This window comes from Erwinia typographi, from assembly GCF_000773975.1.
GTDB classification, from domain to species: domain Bacteria; phylum Pseudomonadota; class Gammaproteobacteria; order Enterobacterales; family Enterobacteriaceae; genus Erwinia; species Erwinia typographi.
Genome location: NZ_JRUQ01000106.1, coordinates 14,994 through 34,238, shown reverse-complemented (window position 1 = coordinate 34,238; position 19,245 = coordinate 14,994). Strand labels below are relative to the sequence as shown.

The window sequence follows — 19,245 nt, the reverse complement described above, 5'->3', positions numbered from 1 at the left end:
CTTAAGGCTTGATATTTTTTTGCGTCCGGAGACGCGGATATCAATCCTGCGAGTGCCCACACAGATTGTCTGATAAATTGTTAAAGAGCGGTGCGGCAAGGGCCTGAGGCCTTACTGCGAGGTGGCGTATATTACGCTTTCCCCCTTCAGAGTCAACTTCTTTTTAAGAAGATTTCCCCGGCGGTTCAGCCTGCTGAACCTCTCAACCCGGCGGCCGGTAAGCCGTTGTTCCGTGTCGATGGAGGCGCATTATAGGGATCCGGTTTGAGAGCACAAGCCTTTTTTCGATCTTTCTTTTTGGTTGCTGAATTTTCACCCTTTCCGCTGAGATCTCAGACGATCCGCACAAAAATACCGCGTTTTAAGCAAGAGTTATTGATCGTTAATCGCCTTGCGCACTACCCTTCAAAGATCCCAGTAAAGAGAGGTAGCTATGTCAGGGAATCTACGACCTTTTAAACAAATCTTTCCGCAGCTTGGCAAGCGCGTCATGGTAGATGCTTCCAGTGTGGTAGTCGGTGCCGTTGAGCTCCAGGACGACGTCAGCATCTGGCCACTGGTAGCCATTCGTGGTGATGTCAATAAAGTGATTATCGGGAAGCGCAGCAATATCCAGGATGGCAGCGTGCTGCACGTCACCCATAAGTCTTCTTCTAACCCTGAAGGGAATCCACTGATCGTGGGGGAAGATGTCACCGTGGGCCACAAGGCGATGCTGCACGGCTGCACAATCGGCAATCGGGTGTTGGTGGGAATGGGATCGATTCTGCTGGACGGCGTGATTGTTGAAGATGATGTGATGATTGGTGCCGGCAGCTTAGTCCCGCCGGGTAAACGGTTGGTCAGCGGCTATCTCTATCTCGGAAGCCCGGTGAAGCAAGCTCGCGCGCTGACAGAAGCTGAGATTGCCGGTCTTCTTTACTCCTCAAACAATTATGTCGGCTGGAAAAATGACTACCTGGCTCAGGAAAGCCAGACCCAGCCCTGATCGTCTTCATTAGCTTCTTTTATTGCCGTTTCGGCCTCGTCTTCCAGATCCCAGCGATGCATAAGGAAGCAGGCCAAAAACGCCTGCTCATCGCCATAGCGGCGAGCGATCGTTTCGCCGCTAATCGCGCAGGTCAGTTGGAAGCCATTGACGATAGCCGGGAAGCACACGGCGCCGACCGATTCATCCCACCACTCCCGGTCCGGAAACTGGATCGCCTGATTCAAGCGCTGAGTTCAGCCTTCAGGGCCGTAATCACCGGCGTGATATCAGGCAGCGTTCCGTGCCACAAAAAGAAGGAGTACGCGGCCTGCCCCACCAGCATTCCCAGCCCGTCCGCCAGCTGGACCGCACCGTGCTGTCGGCACCAGTGAAGAAACGGTGTTGGCATAGCCTGGTAGAACATGTCGTAGCAGCGAACCTGCGCAGAGACCAGTGACGAAGGTAATGCCGGGATCTCACCAGCAATGCCGCTGGAAGTGGCATTGACGATCAGATCAAAGTGCTCGCCCTCCAGCCGATCCATTCCGATGGCATGAATACCACCAGTATGCCGGAAAGCATCGGCAAGGATCTGAGCCTTGCTCAGCGTGCGGTTAACGATCGTCAGCGAGCAGCCAAACGACAACAAAGGAAGGATAACCCCACGCGCTGCACCACCCGCGCCAACCAACAGGATGCGATCGCCCGGTTTGATCAAATTCAGTCGCTCAAGATCCGTCAGCAAACCAATACCATCGGTGTTATCACCAAGAAGGCGTCCATCTTCCAGTTTTTTGACGGTATTTACCGCTCCAGCCAGCGAGGCTCGTTCGGTCAACTCATCAACCAACTGGTAAGCCTGTTCCTTAAAAGGCAGGGTAACGTTAGCGCCCTTTCCCCCCTGCGCTATAAACTCGGATAAAGAAGGCGCAAAGCCGTCAACGGGAGCGAAAATACGCTCGTACGGATGCGTTATGCCGGTCTGCTCCGCGAAGAGCTGATGAATACGCGGTGACTTGCTGTGACTAATCGGGTTACCGAACACGGCGAAGGTTTGCATGATATTTCCTGTTACCCCTGACGAATAAGCTCGCCGGTTATGACATCTCGAATCTCTGACGGATTTAATCTTCCCCCGGTAGTTCCCAAAAGCACCGGAAAATCAGCCCCAAACTGCTGATGGACTTCCTCAGCCGTGCGGCAGGGAGGCAGACCGGTCAGGTTGGCACTGGTAGAAACTAGCGGTTTGCCATAGCCCAGGCAGAGCCGCTGCACATCAGGATGGTTACTGACCCGCACGGCAAGCGAGGCAAAACGTCCGGTCAGCCAGCGAGGAGTAGATGGCCGGGCGGGGAGCACCCAGGTCACCGGGCCGGGCCAGCTGGCCAGCATCCGCGCTTTTTTCTCGTCAGGAAGCTGCCGTTCATCTATATAGGGCAATAGCTGAGCATAGTCAGCGGCGATCAAAATCAGTCCTTTATCGACAGGACGCTGTTTCAACGCGAGCAGGTCCATGACCGCCGACTCACTATCGGGGTTACATCCCAGGCCGAAAACGGCCTCTGTGGGATAGGCAATCACGGCACCCTGCTGGAGCTGTGCAATACAGGCTTCATTAGTCCCGGGGGCGAACTCATTCTTCACTGCTGTTTCCTGCTGTTACCGGCTTTCCACAGGCTTTACTGGCGCAGTAACGCCTGAGGCCGCGAGCCGTTTTTTTCTCAATTAATAGGGGGAAATGGCAAAATTCACACTCACCTTCAACCGGGGTAAAGTTAACCGCAAACTGGCAGTCGGGGTAGCGTTCACAGGCGTGAAAGGTTTTGCCATAGCGTGAGCGGCGCTGAACCAGTTTGCCCTGCTGGCATTGTGGGCAGGCGAGCGTTGTGGTGTCGGGCTTATCGATAACCTCAGTGTGTTCACATTCGGGATAGTGGCTACAGCCGACGAACATGCCAAATCGTCCCTGGCGTAATACCAGCTCCGACTGACACTCAGGACAAAACTGCCCCTCAAGAACCTTCACTACATGACCATCGGCCTGATTTTTCAGCGGGCGAATGTAATCACACTCGGGATAGTTCGGGCAGCCGAGAAAAGCGCCGCGTTTGCCGGAACGAATAGCCAGTTCTGCCCCACACTGGGGGCAGGGCTCATTTTTTCGCACAGCGAAAAGCGCTGTTTTATTCATAACATTTCTTACACGAAGAGGATCTTCAGTGCACTATTCCTTCATTGACGTCAAAAAGAAGTTCTTCCATCTGTTGATAAGCGTTTTCACATCCGGGGATATTAAACAGCACCATCAGCACGACCCATTTGAGATCTTCAAGATCAAACTCAAGCGTGTCCAGCGCCATAATACGTTCGATAACCATTTCGCGGGTTTCAAGATTGAGCACCTGAATTTGCTCCAGGAACAAAATAAAACCCCGACAGTTAGCATCTAAACGCTGACTCTCTTCCTCGGTGTAGATACGCATAGACAGCGGATCGGTAGCGAGCAGTATCGGAGCGACAAGCCCCTCCTGGTAATCTGCAAGCTTTTCCAACCAGTTCAACGCATTATAAATATCTTCACGATGAAAACCGGCATCGGTTAAATCATCAGTCAATTTATCCTGGTCAACGCGCATTTCTGCTTCGTTGTGGATATACGTTTCAAATAAGTACATTAGTACGTCGAACATGGCTTGCCCTCCTCAATCGGACATAGCCGCCGGGTACAGCTGCGATCCATCCTGCTAACTCCAACTCAAGCAGCTTAGCTACGATGGCTGGCACAGGTTGGCCGGCACGTTCAGCGACGACGTCAACAGGTGTAACCTCATCTCCTACGTTAGCCAACACATCAGCAAATGGCAATGGAGTATTGCCCTCCTGATGTGAATATATTATTGAATTTGGTATATCAGGCAGCCATTTCAGGTCACTTTGCAGCTGTTCGAGGATCGTATTGGGATGCGCGGTCAATAATGCCCCCTGCTGAATCAGCCAGTGCGGTCCTTCGCTGCCAGAATTACCGATAGCGCCGGGCAACGCATAAACGTCTCTGTTTTGCTCCAGAGCCAGCCTGGCCGTGATCAGCGACCCGCTCTTTAAGGTGGCTTCCACCACCAGAACGCCAAGGCTCAGACCGCTAATGATTCGGTTACGCCGGGGGAAATGATGGGCGGCGGGCCGGGTCGATAAGGGATATTCAGAGATAACCGCGCCGCCGCTGTCGATAATCTCCCTGGCCAGAGAACTATGCTGCCGGGGATAAAGATGGTTCAGTCCGCTCCCTAACACGGCCAGCGTTTTCCCCCCGACCTCAAGAGCGGCGCGATGAGCGATGCTATCGATACCTACGGCCAGACCGCTTGTAATGGTGATGTCACTCAACGCCAGTTTCTGAGCAAAGAAGCTTCCCCAGTTGCGGCCATAGTGGGAGCACCTGCGGCTGCCCACAATCGCAACCTGCGGCGTGAGTAAAACCGCCGGGTTCCCGGCAATAAAAAGCAGCGGAGGAGAGGAAGCGATATTCCTCAGCCTTTCCGGATATTGCGGGCTGTCGCAGGTCAAAAGGTGATGCTGCGGGTGCGTCAGCCAGACCAACGTGTTCTCAATCATCGCAGGGTCGTCGTTGAGAAAAGCCTTGCCCTGCTCCTCGCTTAGCCCAGCCTCGATCAGATCCTCTTTGCTTACCCTCTCATTTAGCCGCAAAAACGCCGCAGCCCTTAAACGCTGCCGATTGCGCATCCCCTTTACGCCTGAAAGGCGTAACCAAATCTCCGTTGGTGTCATATGCAATCCCTGTTAAGCGCACCGCAAACGTAGCGGGAATGCTGTCAATCAGCGTCCGAAATGTCTACAATAAGAGAGAAAATATCCACTCCCTTGAACACAGATCTGGAAAGTTATGTCAGTTTTGCAGGTATTACATTTTCCTGACGATCGCCTGCGTATCGTTGCGAAACCCGTTAAAGAAGTGAATGCCGATATTCAGCGCATCGTGGATAATATGTTTGAAACGATGTATGCCGAAGAAGGCATTGGGCTGGCGGCCACTCAGGTCGATATTCATCAGCGTATTATCGTGATTGACGTTTCTGAAAATCACGATGAACGCCATGTGCTGATCAACCCGGAAATGCTGGAAAAAAGCGGTGAAACGGGTATTGAAGAGGGTTGTCTCTCCATCCCTGAGCAGCGTGCGCTCGTTCCCCGCGCGGAGAAAGTCAAAATCCGCGCCCTGGATCGCGAAGGCAACAGCTATGAGCTGGAAGCCGATGGTTTGCTCGCCATCTGTATTCAACATGAGATGGATCATCTGGTCGGTAAGCTGTTTATTGATTACCTGTCCCCGATGAAACGCCAGCGTATCCGTCAGAAACTGGAAAAGCTTTATCGCCAGAACGCCCGTGATTAAAACGAGCCTGAAGAAGGGAAAAGCGTGTCCGAAGCCTTAAACATCATTTTTGCCGGTACGCCAGACTTTGCAGCGCGTCATCTTGACGCGCTGTTATCTTCTGGTCATAACGTGGTTGGCGTCTTCACCCAACCAGACCGGCCAGCCGGACGGGGCAATAAGCTCACGGCGAGCCCGGTCAAACAGCTGGCTGAGCAGCATCACCTCCCAGTGTTTCAGCCCAAGTCTCTTCGTCCGGAGGAGAATCAGCAGATGGTTGCCGGATTACATGCAGACGTGATGGTCGTTGTCGCCTACGGGCTGCTGTTGCCCGCACCGGTGCTGGCAATGCCCCGGTTAGGCTGCATCAACGTGCATGGTTCTCTGTTGCCGAAATGGCGCGGGGCGGCGCCTATCCAACGTTCGCTTTGGGCTGGCGACAGCGAAACCGGCGTGACTATTATGCAAATGGACGTCGGCCTGGATACCGGAGATATGCTGCATAAGCTTTCCTGCCCCATTGAGCCTGAAGATAGCAGCGCCACGCTCTATAATAAGTTGGCCGCACTGGGCCCGACAGGAATGCTGACAACGCTGTCTCAGCTGGCTGACGGCAGCGCCCGTCCAGAAGTGCAGGATGAAGCGCTGGTCAGCTATGCCGCGAAGCTGAGCAAAGAGGAAGCAAAACTGGACTGGGGCCTTTCCGCTGCCCAGTTAGAGCGCTGCATCCGGGCGTTTAATCCCTGGCCAGTCAGCTACTTTACCGTTGATGACCAACCGGTAAAAGTCTGGAAAGCCAGCGTCTTGCCTCATGTGGACCGGCAGCCAGGCGAGATCGTCCTCGCTGACAAGAACGGCATCCAGGTAGCCACCGCCGAAGGCGTACTGAATATTGCCGAATTGCAGCCTGCCGGTAAAAAACCGATGAAGGCTCAGGACCTGCTGAATTCCCGCCGGGAATGGTTCACGCCAGGCAATGTTCTTGCCTGATGCTCCGCCCGGCTATACGCCGGGCTGATTTTGACTTGCGATCCCTATGAAAAAAAATACCAACCTGCGCAGCATCGCTGCCCAGACTATCGAAAAAGTGGTCGAGCAGGGCCAGTCGTTGAGTAATGTGCTGCCTGCTGCGCAGAAATCAGTCGGCGACAAAGACGCTGCACTGCTTCAGGAACTTTGCTACGGCGTGCTGCGTACGCTTCCCCAGCTAGAGTGGATTATCAACCAGCTGATGGAGCGCCCGATGACGGGCAAACAGCGCACCCTTCACTTTCTGCTGATGGTTGGCCTCTATCAGCTGATGTATACCCGTATCCCAGCTCATGCCGCCCTGGCGGAAACGGTTGAAGGTGCGACGGCGTTAAAGCGTCAGCAGCTTAAGGGGCTGATTAACGGCGTGCTCCGCCAGTTCCAGCGTCAGCAGGAAGCGCTGATGCAGCAGATGAACGAAGGCGATCGGCAGTATCTGCATCCTCGCTGGCTGCTGGAAAGGCTGCAACGCGCCTGGCCAGACCAATGGCAAGCGATTGTCGACGCTAATAATCAACGGCCGCCAATGTGGCTTCGCGTCAACCGCCTGCATCACACTCGGGAAGAGTGGCTGATGCAACTACAGGCAACGGGCAAGCTAGCCGAACCGGATCCCCGACATCAGGATGCCCTGCGGTTGGAAACGCCCTGCCCGGTGTCACAGCTGCCGGGCTTTGACCAGGGATGGGTAACCATTCAGGATGCGTCGGCCCAGGGATGCGTAGCGCTGCTGGATCCGCAGAACAGTGAGTCCATCCTCGACCTTTGCGCCGCTCCCGGCGGGAAAACCACGCATATTCTGGAAGCGGCGCCTCAGGCGAGTGTGCTGGCAGTTGATATCGATGCGCAGCGCCTGGCAAGGATTAACGAAAACCTGCAGCGGCTGAACATGACGGCGGAGGTCAAAGTCGGCGATGGTTGCGATCCGCAATCCTGGTGCGGCGATCGGCAGTTTGACCGCATTCTGCTGGATGCGCCCTGTTCCGCCACTGGCGTTATTCGCCGTCACCCTGACATTAAATGGCTGCGGCGGGATCGAGATATTGCCGAGCTTGCGGCACTGCAACAGCAGATTCTGGAGGCCATCTGGCCCCATCTGAAATCAGGCGGTACGCTGCTCTATGCAACCTGCTCCATTTTACCAGAAGAGAATCATCTGCAAATCGCTGCTTTCCTGGAGCGCCATCAGGACGCCATACTTTCGGCAACGGGCGATGCCAGCCAGCCAGGTTTACAGGTGTTTCCCACACCGCAGGGTGGCGATGGTTTCTTCTACGCCAGATTGCTAAAACGATAACCGCGCCGTCCGGTGAATCTTTCCCGGCCCGGCTGACCTCCAACGAATCAGACTGAAGCACAATGAAAATAATCATTCTTGGCGCCGGTCAGGTCGGCGGCACTCTCGCCGAAAACCTGGTGGGTGAAAACAACGATATCACCGTGGTAGATACTGATTCGATTCGCCTGCGTCAGCTACAGGACAAATTCGATCTCCGCGTTGTGCAGGGCCACGGTTCTCACCCTCGCGTATTGCGGGAAGCAGGCGCCGAAGATGCCGACATGCTGGTTGCGGTAACCAGTTCGGATGAAACCAACATGGTGGCCTGCCAGATTGCTTACTCGCTGTTCAACACGCCTAACCGTATCGCGCGTATTCGTGCTCCAGAGTACATCCGGGATGCGGAGAAACTGTTTGTTGCGGAAGCGATCCCTATCGATCATCTGATCTCACCTGAACAGCTGGTTATCGATAACATCTACCGGCTGATCGAATACCCTGGGGCGCTACAGGTAGTCAATTTCGCAGAGGGAAAAGTCAGCCTCGCGGTCGTAAAGGCCTATTACGGCGGCCCTCTGGTAGGGAATGCTCTGGCAGTCATGCGCGAACATATGCCGCATATCGATACGCGCGTGGCGGCAATTTTCCGCCAGGATCGGCCCATTCGTCCGCAGGGATCGACGATTGTAGAAGCAGGTGACGAAGTGTTCTTTATCGCCGCCAGCCAGAATATCCGCGCCGTGATGAGCGAGTATCAGCGCCTGGAAAAACCCTACAAGCGCATTATGATCGTCGGCGGCGGAAACATTGGATCGGGCCTTGCCCAGCGCCTGGAAAAGAATTACAGCGTTAAACTGATCGAACGCGATCAGCAGCGCGCCGCCGAGCTGGCTGAGCTGTTACAAAATACCATCGTCTTTTACGGTGATGCATCAGACCAGGAGCTACTGGAAGAGGAACATATCGATCAAATCGATCTGTTTATTGCAATCACTAACGATGATGAAGCCAACATTATGTCGGCCATGCTGGCAAAGCGGATGGGCGCAAAAAAAGTCATGGTGCTTATTCAGCGTAAGGCTTATGTCGATTTGGTGCAGGGAAGCGTGATTGATATTGCGATTTCACCTCAGCAGGCGACCATTTCTGCCTTACTCGGCCACGTACGCAAAGCGGATATTGTCGGCGTCTCCTCCCTGCGTCGCGGCGTGGCTGAAGCAATAGAGGCTATCGCTCATGGTGATGAAACCACCTCGCGAGTAGTAGGCAGATTGATTGATGATATTAAGCTTCCGCCCGGCACTATTATTGGTGCCGTAGTTCGGGGTAATGATGTGATGATTGCCAATGATAATCTTCGCATCGAACAGGGTGATCACGTTATTATGTTCCTGACGGACAAGAAATTTGTGCCCGATGTTGAACGCCTGTTTCAGCCAAGTCCGTTCTTCCTGTAATATTCTCGCTGGCGAATCGCTTCGCTGGCTGCTTTACCCTTGTGATAATGACGTTTTTTAATCATCTCAATGGAAAAAGCTCCCTTGTTTGTTAGACTTAACAATTGGCACAGGAAAGGAGATAACAATGAGTTTATTCAAAGAGTTTCGCGATTTTGCAATGCGAGGCAACGTCGTTGACCTCGCGGTCGGTGTCATTATTGGTGCGGCATTCGGTAAAATCGTTTCTTCTCTGGTGGCGAATATTATTATGCCGCCGCTTGGATTACTGATTGGTGGAGTAGATTTTAAATCGTTCAGCTGGGTATTGAAGCCCGCAGAAGGCGCAACGCCGGCGGTGGTGATGGAATATGGCGTCTTCATTCAGACCATATTTGATTTCGTGATCGTTGCCTTCGCGATTTTTATGGCAATCAAACTGATGAACAAGCTATATCAGAAAAAAGAAGTAGAAACGCCCGATCCGAAGCCAACCGCTGAAGAGGCGCTGCTGACAGAAATTCGCGATCTGCTTAAGCAGCAGAACGCCCGGGACTGATTGCTAACAGAATCCTGTTCCACCTTGCGCTTATCTTACAGAAGCCTCCCAATCGCCTGATGGGAGGCTTTTCTGTTTACCCCGGTACGTATTTCCTTTCTGTAAACAGCCCCATCACGCTGAAAGCTCCCCTCTCCACCGCCAATGACGTTAAAAATTCCCATTTACGTTACCTGACAAGTAGACGCTACCTAACATTTTGCGCACAAAATAATTACATTTGTGAGCTAAAGCTCTTTTAGCGGGCAATTATTCGACTAGTCTTCACGGATTGTCAAAAGCCCTATCGGTGGGCAAAAGACCATTTCAGGAGAAAGTAGATGGCAGCGCACCCAACATTTCACTGGTTACACATCGGATCTGGCTCATTCCATCGTGCCCATCAGGCCTGGTATCTTCATCGTCTGTTGCAACAAAGCGGCGAGAACGAGGCAAAATGGCATATTTCGCTCGGTAACATTCGCGACGATGCAAACACGCTTCTCTCTATTCTTGAGCGGCAGCAAGGGGAGTACGTGCTTGAAACCGTCTCCCCTGCCGGTGAAAGGCAGTACGAGAAAATCACTTCGATTAAAAAAATCATTCCCTGGGACGATAAACTGGCCGCGCTGGTTGCTGAGGGCGCGGCGCCAGCCACAAAAGTGATCTCCTTTACCGTTACCGAAGGGGGATACTACCTCGACGCCCACCTGAAGTTGGAAAAGGACAACAGTGACATTGCCCACGATCTTCAGGGAGGAGTCCGCACCATCTACGGTGCTATCAGCCATATTTTGCAGCAAAGAATGGCAAATCAGGCCGGTCCGGTAACCCTGCTCTGCTGTGATAACGTGCGCCATAACGGACAGCGCTTCCATGATGGCCTGGTGCAATTCCTCACCCTGCGCCAACAGGATACCCTGCTGAAATGGGTGGAAAGCGGCGTGACCACGCCGAATACGATGGTTGATCGCATTACGCCTCGCCCGACGTCTGACATCGCCGGACGGGTTAAAACAGCCCTCGGCATCGACGATGCCGCCCCAGTGATGGCCGAGTCCTTTATTCAGTGGGTGGTTGAAGATAAATTCGCCGCTGAACGCCCGGAGCTGGAAAAGGTAGATGTGGAGCTGGTGAGTAACGTAGATGCTTACGAAGAGGCGAAAACGCGCATTCTCAACGCCAGCCACAGTGCCATCGCATGGGCAGGAACCCTACAGGGGCTCGCCTTCATTGACGAGAGTACGCGCGTGGAAAGCATTCGCCAGTTAGCCTGGGACTATGTCACTGATGATGTTATCCCCTGCCTGAGCCCGTCCCCACTTAACCTGGAAGACTACCGTGACGTGGTCCTGGAACGTTTCAGTAACCCACATATCAAGGATACCAACCAACGCGTCGCGGCGGATGGCCTTTCCAAGATACCCGGTTTTATCACCCCAACCCTGATTACCCGCTATGAACAGGGCGCGATCCCTCGAGCCTGCGCCAGACTCCCGGCCCTGTTCTTCCTCTTTATGCGTCGCTGGCATGAAGGTTCACTGCCCTACAAGTACGAAGATGGAATTCTTAACGCGGAAGAAATCCACGCCTGGTATCAGAGCGAGGACCCGGTTCGAACATTTGCCAGTGACAAAGCGCTGTTTTCCACGCTGGCAGGGAAAGCTGAGTTTATTCAGCTCCTGCGCGAAAGTATCGACGAATTAAAAAGTTAAGACCTTGTCAGCACCATAATTAACTCATTAAAGGTTTTAAAACAGTCATAACTCCCCTACAAATCAAGAGGATTAAAAATGAAAAAGCTGTTAGTGAGCATTCTGTTAGCCAGCGCCGTTACCTCCTTATCTGCCGGCGCAGCCGACCAGCTTAAAATCGGTTTTGCTAACCGCACGCTCAACGGTGCCTTTTTTAATGGGCTGACCGAATACATGAAGATTCATGCAAAAGAGAAAGGCTACGCGCTGATCACCACCGATGCGCGAGGCGACCTGAATAAGCAGATCGCCGACGTTGAGGATATGCTGTCTCAGGGTATTAACTATCTGGTGCTCAACCCACAAGACCCTGAAGCAGGTCAGCGTATTGTTAAAATGGCAGAACGCGCCAAGGTTCCGGTGGTCATTATTGACAGTGATATTTCGCTAAAAGCGCAGGTTATTACCCGCGTACAGGCTAACAATGCTGAAAATAACCGGCAGTTAGGCGCCTTTGCAGTAAGCCAGTTCGGTGACAAGCCGATGAACTGCGTATTAGTTAGCGGCAATACGGGTAACCTGGTGGGCCAGGCACGTAGCGATAACTTCCTGAAAGGCGTCACTGAAGCTCAGGAGAAAAAATACGGCCACAAACAGCTCACGGTACTCAGTCAGGGGTGGGGAAACTGGGATCAACAGGGTGGTCTGAAAGCGATGGAAGATATGATTGTCGCTCAGGGAGATAAAATCAACTGCGTATACAGTGAGATGGATGATATGGCGCTGGGTGCGATTCGTGCCCTGAAAGCGGCAAACAAGTTAGATCAGGTGAAAGTTTATGCTCACGATGGCTATAAAAAAGGTCTGGAAGCCGTAGAGAAAGGTGAACTTCAGGCTACCGCCTCTAACAATCCCGATCTGCTGACCCGCGACACGCTAAATATTATCCAACAATACCAGGGTGGCAAAAAAGATTTCCCACCTTATAGCTATATTCCCACCATTGTCATCACCAAAGATAACGTGGCTAAGTATTACAAAGCCGACGCGATTTTCTGATGACGCGGCCCCCTCTTCGGAGGGGGATATCTATGAGGACAAAACGTGGAACAGTTTGCAATTGATGTTCAACAGGTGAAAAAAAGCTTCGGCGGCGTTCATGCGCTGAAATCAATTAATCTACAGGTCTACCCTGGCAGTATTCACGCCATTATTGGTGAAAACGGGGCGGGCAAATCGACCCTGATGAAAATTCTGTCTGGAATTTACACCAAGGACAGCGGCAAAATATTTATTCACGGCGAAGAGAAAAACTTCACCACCCCGGCGCACAGCAAGGAAAGCCGCATTGGCATTATTTATCAGGAGCTGGCGCTGTCTCCTGACCTGACCGTTGCTGAAAATATCTTCCTTGACGATCTTGGGATGGGAAGCGGCATTGTACACTGGAAAAAACTGAACCAGCGGGCGTCGCGAATCCTGAATGAGCTGGGTTTCCATATCGATCCCCGCAAGCGTACTGGTGATTTAAGTATTGCCTATCAGCAAATGGTCGAGATCGCTAAATCGCTGGCCAAAGACGTTAACATCTTGATCCTTGATGAACCTTCTGCCGTCCTCTCCAGTAAAGAAGTCGCCATCCTTTTTGAACAGCTGCGTAAGCTTAAAGCTCGGGGCGTGACCATCATTTATATCTCTCATCGCCTCGAGGAATTGATGGCGATTGCCGACGAAATCACAGTTATCAAAGATGGTGAAACCGTGGTGACGCTGGACCCAACCATTTGTACTGAAGAGGATATTATCACCAGTATGGTGGGGCGTAAGCTGGAGAGCCTCTACCCTGAGAAAGGTGTGTCAGGGGAGGAGGTCATGCTGGAAGTGAAGGGCCTCTCAACTCGTACCCTCCTGAAAGACGTGAGCTTTACGCTTTGCAAAGGGGAAATCGTCGGACTGGCTGGCCTGATTGGCTCAGGTCGAACCGAGATTGCCCGCTGCCTGTTCGGCATTGATAAAATGTCTGCGGGAACCGTGTTGAAAGAAGGGAAAAAAATTGAGATAGCCAACCCTTCACAGGCTATGGAACACGGTATTGGTCTGGTGCCTGAAAGTCGTAAGGAACAAGGGGCAATCCTGGTCCGGCCCATCCGGGAAAATATGACCTTATCCAACCTCAAAGTCATCAGTTGCCTGATGGGTTTTATTCATCGGCGGCAGGAACAGCAGGTTAGCCAGATGCTTCGCCAGAAGCTGAACATCAAGCTCGGCTCGGTTGAAGATACGATTGCCAGCCTCAGCGGCGGCAATCAGCAGAAAGTCGTGATTGCCAAATGGCTTAATACCAACTGCAACATCCTGATCCTCGACGAGCCCACCCGCGGGGTCGATGTTGGCGCCAAAGTCGAAATCTATAACATCATTCATCAGTTGGCTGAACGCGGCTACTCCATCCTGGTTATCTCTTCTGAAATGGTTGAAGTCATTAATCTGAGCCATCGTGTTTACGTGATGAGTGAAGGGCAACTGACCAAAGAACTGAAAGGCGACGAGATATCTGAACAAAATATCATGCGCTACGCCATTCCCAAACGCAGCGCAGCATGAAGGGTTAAAAGATGATGCAATCAATCACTAAAGAAACGGACAAGGTGGAATACTCCTCTAAAAAGCGCATCGGCCGCTTGCTGTTGGATAATTCAACCACGCTGGTTTTTATTTGTATGCTGATTATCGCGGCATTCCTGTCCGATCGCTTTTACAGCGAGGACAATATCACCAATGTATTGCGCCAGAGCGTGCCGCTGGGGCTTGCCGCATTGGGATTGCTGTTTGTCATTCTCACTGGTGGTATTGACCTCTCCATCGGCTCAATTATGGCGTTTGTCTCCGTCGTGGTCGGTCTGATGATACCGGATATTGGCTTATGGCCGGCCCTGATTGCGGGCGTGGGCATGGTGACGTTAATGGGGGCCTTTTCCGGGATGCTGGTCACCTGGTTTAATATCGCCCCCTTCATTGCCACGCTGGCGATGATGACTATCGCGCGTGGCCTGGCGCTGATTATTGCCAACGGGCAGCCCGTCTTTATTGATGACGACGCGTTTGTCAATTTTGGCACCGGCTATTTCCTGGGGATACCCCTTCCGGTTTACGTGCTGCTTGGTTTCGCGATTATATGCCAACTGGTTTATAAAAATTCGGTATTCGGTCGTCTGGTGATTTCTATTGGTTCCAACGAAATGGCAACGCGTTTTGCCGGTATACGGGTGAATACTTATAAGCTGGCGGTCTATGCCATCAGCGCGTTTGCCTGCGGGATTGCTGGCATTATTTCGGCGACCCGAACTGGGGTAGGTTCACCCGTGCTGTCCATTGGCTTCGAGCTGGATGTTATTGCTGCCGTGGTAGTTGGCGGCGCCAGCCTTGCCGGAGGACGAGGCAACGTGGTCAACACGCTGATAGGGGTATTTATATTAAGCATGATCTCTAACCTGATGAACCTGATGAATATTTCTGGCTACAACCAGCAGGTGGTTAAAGGGGTGATTATTATTATTGCCGTGATGGTGGAGAGTCTTAAGTCACGCGCCCGTGCCTGAGTGGTGGGAAGTTAATTCAATAACAGAAGACCAGAGGTAAAGTCCGCTTTACCTCTGGCCTCCCAGTTGCCTTTCTTCGCGTGCTTATCCTTACGACGATAGCTCCCTTTTCCTTTCTGATTAACTTCGATGCGAATCCTGAATAAGGGATCGTGAAGCAGGGCCTCTATCGCATTATCGCGAATCACGCCTTTCTTGTGCTGATAACCTGACATAATGGTTTCCTTAGTAAGTTGACGGCAAGAATATAGGATCTACGCTATGAGAAATCAATCCGCAGCCGCGATTTCGCCCTTCTCCAGCGCTTCAAGGATTGAGCAGTACAAGCTAGTGTGGGCGGTGCCGCAGCAGGCATCATTCAATCTTTGCAGAGAACGCTGCATATTCTGTAATTCGGCAATCATCGCCTCCACCTCCTGAAGTCTGGCCTGCACGATGGTTTTTGATTCCTGGCAGGTATGATGCGCAGGATCAACCCGGATCGACAATAGCTCGCGGATCGCCTCAAGGCTGAAGCCGAGCTGTCGGCCATAGCGAATAAATTTTAGCCGCTGTAGATCGTTGTCAGTATAAAGACGAAAGCCGCCTTCAGTACGGATCTCGTGATCCATCATCTGCTGCTTTTCATAGTAGCGAATGGTATCCGGCGTGACGTCGGCAAGCTTTGCCAGCTGTCCAATTTTGAACATCACTTATCCTCTTTGAAACGTTGATGAAACTGATGGCTGTATTCGCCACGCAGAAAGGTCGTGCTCATGCCTGCCTGTCTTAGCTTAAGTTCCAGCAGCAGCAGCCGTTTTGCATGTTCCTCATAATGTCGATCCTGAGGATCAATGCCGGCAAGCAGCCGATCTAATTCGACCGCTTCGCGCCGCATTTCAAGCTCAGGCGGAAGGAAGCCGGAGTTTTTCATCAGGCGATAAGCCGCCCGCAATTCCGGCGGGACATGGCTGTCATCATCCAGCACCAGCTTCTTACCGCTGCCGGGAAGATTATCCAGCTCACCGTTCTTCTGCGCTTCGGCCAGGTGCTGCTCCACCAGTTGATCAATCAGCCACATAATAAACTCGTTACAATGAGAGGGAGAGATCCAGAATAGCGCGTGAGCAAGGAGAGGGGAATTTCAGACATAAAAAAACCGGGCAAGCCCGGTTTTTCCGTAGTGCAACAGATTACTCTGCTACAGCTTCTGCTTGAGCTTCTGGACGATCAACCAGCTCGATGTAAGCCATCGGCGCGTTGTCACCAGCGCGGAAGCCACACTTCAGAATGCGAGTGTAACCACCTGCACGGCTCGCGAAACGCGGACCGAGCTCATTAAACAGTTTTGCCACGATCTCGTTATCACGAGTACGGGCGAATGCCAGACGACGATTAGCTACGCTGTCGGTCTTGGCAAGAGTAATCAGCGGCTCAACTACGCGACGCAGCTCTTTCGCTTTTGGCAGGGTCGTCTTGATAATCTCGTGACGAACCAAAGAGCCAGCCATGTTGCGGAACATAGCCTGACGATGGCTGCTGTTGCGGTTCAGTTGACGACCACTCTTACGATGGCGCATGACCTTATCCTTCTCAGTGAAACCTTAACCTGTGATCGGGTTATTCATCAGCGATGCTAGCGGGCGGCCAGTTTTCCAGGCGCATGCCCAGTGACAGACCACGAGAAGCCAGCACGTCTTTAATCTCAGTAAGAGATTTTTTACCAAGGTTAGGCGTTTTAAGCAGCTCAACCTCGGTACGCTGTACCAGATCACCGATGTAGTGGATAGCTTCTGCCTTAAGGCAGTTAGCAGAGCGGACAGTCAATTCCAGATCGTCAACAGGGCGCAGCAAGATCGGATCGAATTCTGGCTTCTCTTCTTTCACTTCCGGCTGACGTACATCACGTAAGTCAACGAAAGCTTCAAGTTGTTCTGCCAGGATGGTAGCCGCACGGCGGATCGCTTCTTCAGGATCAATAGTGCCGTTGGTTTCCATTTCGATGACCAGCTTGTCCAGGTCAGTACGCTGTTCTACACGCGCTGCTTCAACATTGTAGGCAATACGCTCTACAGGGCTGTAACAGGCGTCTACCAACAGACGACCGATCGGGCGCTCATCTTCTTCCGAATGAATTCGGGCTGAAGCCGGCACATAACCACGACCGCGCTGAATTTTGATACGCATGCTAATCGCCGCGTTCTCATCAGTCAGGTGGCAGATTACGTGCTGCGGCTTGACGATTTCGACATCACCATCATGGGTGATATCGGCTGCAGTCACAGGGCCAATGCCAGATTTATTCAAGGTAAGAATAACTTCATCTTTTCCCTGAACTCTTACCGCCAGCCCTTTCAGGTTGAGCAGGATTTCCAGGATGTCTTCCTGTACGCCCTCTTTGGTGCTGTACTCATGTAGTACACCATCAATTTCAACCTCGGTCACCGCGCAACCCGGCATTGATGAAAGCAGAATACGGCGCAGTGCGTTACCAAGAGTGTGGCCAAAGCCACGCTCTAAAGGCTCAAGGGTCACCTTGGCGTGCGTCGAACTCACTTGCTCGATATCTACCAGGCGCGGTTTTAGAAACTCTGTCACAGAACCCTGCATTGTGTCCTCTCTTTGGTACTAAGCTTTACTTGGAGTAAAGCTCGACGATCAGGTGTTCGTTAATGTCCGCAGACAGATCGGTACGTTCAGGAATACGTTTGAACACACCTTCCATCTTCGTTGCATCAACTTCCAGCCAGGTTGGCTTTTCACGCTGTTCAGCCAGCTCCAGAGCGGCTTTCACGCGAGACTGCTTTTTGGCTTTCTCACGGATGCTAACAACGTCATTCGGAGTTACCTGATAAGAAGCGATGCTAACAACGCGGCCGTTTACCATGATAGATTTGTGGCTAACTAACTGACGTGATTCTGCACGAGTAGCGCCAAAGCCCATACGGTAAACTACGTTATCCAGACGACCTTCCAGCAGAGCTAACAGGTTTTCACCGGTGTTGCCTTTCAGACGTGCGGCTTCTTTATAATAGTTACGGAACTGACGCTCCAGCACGCCGTAGGTACGACGAACTTTCTGCTTTTCACGTAACTGTACACCATAATCAGACAGACGCGGTTTACGCGCACCGTGCTGACCAGGAGCTTGTTCAATCTTACACTTGGTATCAATCGCGCGAACGCCAGACTTCAAAAAGAGGTCGGTACCTTCGCGACGGCTCAGCTTGAGCTTAGGACCCAAATATCTTGCCATTTTCTTTCTCCAACATTCCTAAAAAACGGGCGTTATACGCGGCGTTTTTTCGGCGGACGACAACCGTTGTGAGGGATCGGAGTCACATCAGTAATATTCGTGATGCGGAAACCAGCAGCGTTCAGAGCACGAATCGTAGATTCGCGGCCTGGACCTGGCCCCTTAACCATAACTTCCAGGTTCTTAATACCGTACTCTTTCACGGCATCTGCGCAACGTTCAGCGGCAACCTGTGCAGCAAACGGCGTAGATTTACGAGAACCACGGAAACCGGAACCACCGGCTGTTGCCCAACCCAACGCATTACCCTGACGATCGGTAATAGTCACGATGGTGTTGTTAAAAGATGCATGGACATGAGCCACGCCATCAGAGACTTGCTTTCTTACACGCTTACGTGCACGAACTGGTGCCTTTGCCATTATTCAATCACCCCGATTATTTCTTGATCGGTTTACGCGGACCCTTACGGGTACGTGCGTTGGTCTTAGTACGCTGACCGCGCACCGGGAGACCACGACGATGACGTAAACCACGATAGCAACCAAGGTCCATAAGACGCTTGATGCTCAGGGTGACTTCACGACGCAGATCGCCTTCAACAACAAATTTTGAAACTGCATCACGCAGAATGTCGATTTGTTCTTCAGACAGCTCACTGATCTTAACATTTTCAGCAATACCGGTTGTTGCACAGATAGCCTGTGAACGCGTCTTGCCGATACCGAAGATTGCAGTCAGAGCAATAACGGTATGTTTATGATCAGGAATGTTAATGCCTGCTATACGGGCCACTATGCACTCCTATTTAATTACTAATGCGTCCCATGCCGAAAAGCCCGTTTTCAGGATACTCAAATGGAAACGCACAGACACACAAAAGATTGGCTGGCTAATCTAGCCAGCTCAACCCGACTTTGCAAGAAAAATATTAGCCCTGACGCTGTTTATGCTTAGGCTCGGCGCTGCAAATCACACGTACGACACCATCACGACGGACGATTTTGCAGTTACGACATAATTTCTTGACGGAAGCACGAACTTTCATTTTTACTCTCCGTAACTTCTGAAGCGC

Annotated in this window: 25 protein-coding genes; 10 read left to right on the top strand and 15 right to left on the bottom strand. The window is 52.1% G+C overall.

Annotated features, from left to right (window positions below):
• The first annotated feature begins 433 nt into the window (after positions 1-433).
• Positions 434-988 carry a gamma carbonic anhydrase family protein gene (locus tag NG99_RS26525; protein WP_034899691.1) on the top strand — a complete coding sequence of 185 codons (555 nt, stop codon included), beginning with the start codon at positions 434-436 and terminating at the stop codon, positions 986-988.
• On the opposite strand, the gene NG99_RS26520 is transcribed toward NG99_RS26525, so the two are convergent.
• From NG99_RS26520 to dprA, 6 genes are read right to left on the bottom strand one after another with little or no spacing between them, the layout of a single operon-like run.
• The gene (locus NG99_RS26520) at positions 964-1,215 is read right to left on the bottom strand and encodes a DUF1488 family protein (protein ID WP_034899689.1); all 252 of its coding nucleotides are present in this window, start codon (positions 1,213-1,215) and stop codon (positions 964-966) included. The two genes, NG99_RS26525 and NG99_RS26520, sit on opposite strands and share 25 nt — an antisense overlap.
• The gene (aroE, locus tag NG99_RS26515) at positions 1,212-2,030 is read right to left on the bottom strand and encodes a shikimate dehydrogenase (protein WP_034899687.1); all 819 of its coding nucleotides are present in this window, start codon (positions 2,028-2,030) and stop codon (positions 1,212-1,214) included. Before aroE ends, NG99_RS26520 begins: the two co-directional genes overlap by 4 nt.
• 11 nt (positions 2,031-2,041) lie before the next feature.
• Complete coding sequence (gene tsaC, locus NG99_RS26510) at positions 2,042-2,614, bottom strand: L-threonylcarbamoyladenylate synthase type 1 TsaC (RefSeq protein WP_034899686.1); 573 nt, start codon at positions 2,612-2,614, stop codon at positions 2,042-2,044.
• Entirely contained in the window at positions 2,604-3,161 is a 558-nt protein-coding gene (locus NG99_RS26505) for a DNA topoisomerase family protein (RefSeq protein ID WP_034899684.1), read from the bottom strand. The genes tsaC and NG99_RS26505 overlap by 11 nt, the downstream gene beginning before the upstream one ends.
• 25 nt (positions 3,162-3,186) lie before the next feature.
• Positions 3,187-3,660, bottom strand: coding sequence for a DUF494 family protein Smg (gene smg / locus NG99_RS26500; protein ID WP_034899681.1), 474 nt, complete (start codon positions 3,658-3,660; stop codon positions 3,187-3,189).
• The gene (dprA, locus tag NG99_RS26495; RefSeq protein WP_034899679.1) at positions 3,632-4,756 is read right to left on the bottom strand and encodes a DNA-protecting protein DprA; all 1,125 of its coding nucleotides are present in this window, start codon (positions 4,754-4,756) and stop codon (positions 3,632-3,634) included. The genes smg and dprA overlap by 29 nt, the downstream gene beginning before the upstream one ends.
• Positions 4,757-4,871: 115 nt before the next feature.
• Between dprA and def the strand changes: the two genes are divergently transcribed.
• The 9 genes from def to NG99_RS26450 all read left to right on the top strand — a co-directional run bounded on the left by def (position 4,872) and on the right by NG99_RS26450 (position 14,935).
• The gene (gene def / locus NG99_RS26490) at positions 4,872-5,381 is read left to right on the top strand and encodes a peptide deformylase (RefSeq protein WP_034899678.1); all 510 of its coding nucleotides are present in this window, start codon (positions 4,872-4,874) and stop codon (positions 5,379-5,381) included.
• A gap of 24 nt (positions 5,382-5,405) precedes the next feature.
• Positions 5,406-6,350 carry a methionyl-tRNA formyltransferase gene (fmt, locus tag NG99_RS26485; protein ID WP_034899677.1) on the top strand — a complete coding sequence of 315 codons (945 nt, stop codon included), beginning with the start codon at positions 5,406-5,408 and terminating at the stop codon, positions 6,348-6,350.
• A 46-nt stretch (positions 6,351-6,396) separates the two neighbouring features.
• Positions 6,397-7,686 (top strand): 16S rRNA (cytosine(967)-C(5))-methyltransferase RsmB, encoded by a 1,290-nt coding sequence (gene rsmB, locus NG99_RS26480; RefSeq protein ID WP_034899676.1) that lies wholly within the window; start codon positions 6,397-6,399, stop codon positions 7,684-7,686.
• 62 nt (positions 7,687-7,748) lie between these two features.
• Positions 7,749-9,125, top strand: a complete 1,377-nt coding sequence (trkA, locus tag NG99_RS26475; RefSeq protein WP_034899675.1) for a Trk system potassium transporter TrkA — start codon at positions 7,749-7,751, stop codon at positions 9,123-9,125.
• Positions 9,126-9,252: 127 nt separating this feature from the next.
• A complete protein-coding gene (mscL, locus tag NG99_RS26470) occupies positions 9,253-9,663 on the top strand; it encodes a large-conductance mechanosensitive channel protein MscL (RefSeq protein WP_034899674.1) in 411 nt (136 codons plus the stop codon).
• 320 nt (positions 9,664-9,983) lie between these two features.
• Positions 9,984-11,357 carry a D-arabinitol 4-dehydrogenase gene (gene dalD / locus NG99_RS26465; RefSeq protein ID WP_034899672.1) on the top strand — a complete coding sequence of 458 codons (1,374 nt, stop codon included), beginning with the start codon at positions 9,984-9,986 and terminating at the stop codon, positions 11,355-11,357.
• A gap of 78 nt (positions 11,358-11,435) precedes the next feature.
• Positions 11,436-12,395 (top strand): substrate-binding domain-containing protein, encoded by a 960-nt coding sequence (locus NG99_RS26460; RefSeq protein WP_034899670.1) that lies wholly within the window; start codon positions 11,436-11,438, stop codon positions 12,393-12,395.
• A 45-nt stretch (positions 12,396-12,440) separates the two neighbouring features.
• Complete coding sequence (locus tag NG99_RS26455; RefSeq protein WP_034899667.1) at positions 12,441-13,940, top strand: sugar ABC transporter ATP-binding protein; 1,500 nt, start codon at positions 12,441-12,443, stop codon at positions 13,938-13,940.
• Positions 13,941-13,954: 14 nt separating this feature from the next.
• A complete protein-coding gene (locus tag NG99_RS26450; RefSeq protein WP_034899695.1) occupies positions 13,955-14,935 on the top strand; it encodes an ABC transporter permease in 981 nt (326 codons plus the stop codon).
• Positions 14,936-14,946: 11 nt separating this feature from the next.
• Here NG99_RS26450 and NG99_RS26445 read toward each other — a convergent pair whose 3' ends face one another.
• The 9 genes from NG99_RS26445 to rpmJ all read right to left on the bottom strand — a co-directional run bounded on the left by NG99_RS26445 (position 14,947) and on the right by rpmJ (position 19,218).
• Complete coding sequence (locus NG99_RS26445) at positions 14,947-15,150, bottom strand: alternative ribosome-rescue factor A (protein ID WP_034899664.1); 204 nt, start codon at positions 15,148-15,150, stop codon at positions 14,947-14,949.
• Positions 15,151-15,204: 54 nt separating this feature from the next.
• Positions 15,205-15,624, bottom strand: a complete 420-nt coding sequence (gene zntR, locus NG99_RS26440; protein ID WP_034899661.1) for a Zn(2+)-responsive transcriptional regulator — start codon at positions 15,622-15,624, stop codon at positions 15,205-15,207.
• On the bottom strand, positions 15,624-15,995 hold the full coding sequence (locus NG99_RS26435) for a DnaJ family domain-containing protein (RefSeq protein WP_034899659.1): 372 nt from the start codon (positions 15,993-15,995) through the stop codon (positions 15,624-15,626). The genes zntR and NG99_RS26435 overlap by 1 nt, the downstream gene beginning before the upstream one ends.
• A gap of 112 nt (positions 15,996-16,107) precedes the next feature.
• Positions 16,108-16,494, bottom strand: a complete 387-nt coding sequence (gene rplQ / locus NG99_RS26430) for a 50S ribosomal protein L17 (RefSeq protein WP_004160560.1) — start codon at positions 16,492-16,494, stop codon at positions 16,108-16,110.
• A gap of 40 nt (positions 16,495-16,534) precedes the next feature.
• Positions 16,535-17,524, bottom strand: a complete 990-nt coding sequence (locus NG99_RS26425) for a DNA-directed RNA polymerase subunit alpha (protein WP_034899656.1) — start codon at positions 17,522-17,524, stop codon at positions 16,535-16,537.
• A gap of 25 nt (positions 17,525-17,549) precedes the next feature.
• Positions 17,550-18,170, bottom strand: a complete 621-nt coding sequence (gene rpsD, locus NG99_RS26420) for a 30S ribosomal protein S4 (protein WP_012442832.1) — start codon at positions 18,168-18,170, stop codon at positions 17,550-17,552.
• A 32-nt stretch (positions 18,171-18,202) separates the two neighbouring features.
• On the bottom strand, positions 18,203-18,592 hold the full coding sequence (rpsK, locus tag NG99_RS26415) for a 30S ribosomal protein S11 (RefSeq protein WP_034899652.1): 390 nt from the start codon (positions 18,590-18,592) through the stop codon (positions 18,203-18,205).
• Between the two features lie 16 nt (positions 18,593-18,608).
• Complete coding sequence (gene rpsM / locus NG99_RS26410; RefSeq protein ID WP_034899647.1) at positions 18,609-18,965, bottom strand: 30S ribosomal protein S13; 357 nt, start codon at positions 18,963-18,965, stop codon at positions 18,609-18,611.
• Between the two features lie 136 nt (positions 18,966-19,101).
• Positions 19,102-19,218, bottom strand: a complete 117-nt coding sequence (gene rpmJ, locus NG99_RS28690) for a 50S ribosomal protein L36 (protein WP_020322760.1) — start codon at positions 19,216-19,218, stop codon at positions 19,102-19,104.
• Positions 19,219-19,245: the final 27 nt, after the last annotated feature.

What these genes read in the sequence shown, in the direction of transcription:
- NG99_RS26450 (WP_034899695.1), top strand. Translation starts at nt 13,955, where the DNA reads ATGCAATCAATCACTAAAGAAACGGACAAGGTGGAATACTCCTCTAAA.
- smg (WP_034899681.1), bottom strand. Translation starts at nt 3,660, where the DNA reads ATGTTCGACGTACTAATGTACTTATTTGAAACGTATATCCACAACGAA.
- NG99_RS26525 (WP_034899691.1), top strand. Translation starts at nt 434, where the DNA reads ATGTCAGGGAATCTACGACCTTTTAAACAAATCTTTCCGCAGCTTGGC.
- dalD (WP_034899672.1), top strand. Translation starts at nt 9,984, where the DNA reads ATGGCAGCGCACCCAACATTTCACTGGTTACACATCGGATCTGGCTCA.
- rplQ (WP_004160560.1), bottom strand. Translation starts at nt 16,494, where the DNA reads ATGCGCCATCGTAAGAGTGGTCGTCAACTGAACCGCAACAGCAGCCAT.
- rpmJ (WP_020322760.1), bottom strand. Translation starts at nt 19,218, where the DNA reads ATGAAAGTTCGTGCTTCCGTCAAGAAATTATGTCGTAACTGCAAAATC.
- NG99_RS26425 (WP_034899656.1), bottom strand. Translation starts at nt 17,524, where the DNA reads ATGCAGGGTTCTGTGACAGAGTTTCTAAAACCGCGCCTGGTAGATATC.
- aroE (WP_034899687.1), bottom strand. Translation starts at nt 2,030, where the DNA reads ATGCAAACCTTCGCCGTGTTCGGTAACCCGATTAGTCACAGCAAGTCA.
- NG99_RS26435 (WP_034899659.1), bottom strand. Translation starts at nt 15,995, where the DNA reads ATGTGGCTGATTGATCAACTGGTGGAGCAGCACCTGGCCGAAGCGCAG.
- zntR (WP_034899661.1), bottom strand. Translation starts at nt 15,624, where the DNA reads ATGTTCAAAATTGGACAGCTGGCAAAGCTTGCCGACGTCACGCCGGAT.
- NG99_RS26460 (WP_034899670.1), top strand. Translation starts at nt 11,436, where the DNA reads ATGAAAAAGCTGTTAGTGAGCATTCTGTTAGCCAGCGCCGTTACCTCC.
- mscL (WP_034899674.1), top strand. Translation starts at nt 9,253, where the DNA reads ATGAGTTTATTCAAAGAGTTTCGCGATTTTGCAATGCGAGGCAACGTC.
- def (WP_034899678.1), top strand. Translation starts at nt 4,872, where the DNA reads ATGTCAGTTTTGCAGGTATTACATTTTCCTGACGATCGCCTGCGTATC.
- rpsD (WP_012442832.1), bottom strand. Translation starts at nt 18,170, where the DNA reads ATGGCAAGATATTTGGGTCCTAAGCTCAAGCTGAGCCGTCGCGAAGGT.
- rsmB (WP_034899676.1), top strand. Translation starts at nt 6,397, where the DNA reads ATGAAAAAAAATACCAACCTGCGCAGCATCGCTGCCCAGACTATCGAA.
- NG99_RS26445 (WP_034899664.1), bottom strand. Translation starts at nt 15,150, where the DNA reads ATGTCAGGTTATCAGCACAAGAAAGGCGTGATTCGCGATAATGCGATA.
- trkA (WP_034899675.1), top strand. Translation starts at nt 7,749, where the DNA reads ATGAAAATAATCATTCTTGGCGCCGGTCAGGTCGGCGGCACTCTCGCC.
- rpsK (WP_034899652.1), bottom strand. Translation starts at nt 18,592, where the DNA reads ATGGCAAAGGCACCAGTTCGTGCACGTAAGCGTGTAAGAAAGCAAGTC.
- NG99_RS26505 (WP_034899684.1), bottom strand. Translation starts at nt 3,161, where the DNA reads ATGAATAAAACAGCGCTTTTCGCTGTGCGAAAAAATGAGCCCTGCCCC.
- dprA (WP_034899679.1), bottom strand. Translation starts at nt 4,756, where the DNA reads ATGACACCAACGGAGATTTGGTTACGCCTTTCAGGCGTAAAGGGGATG.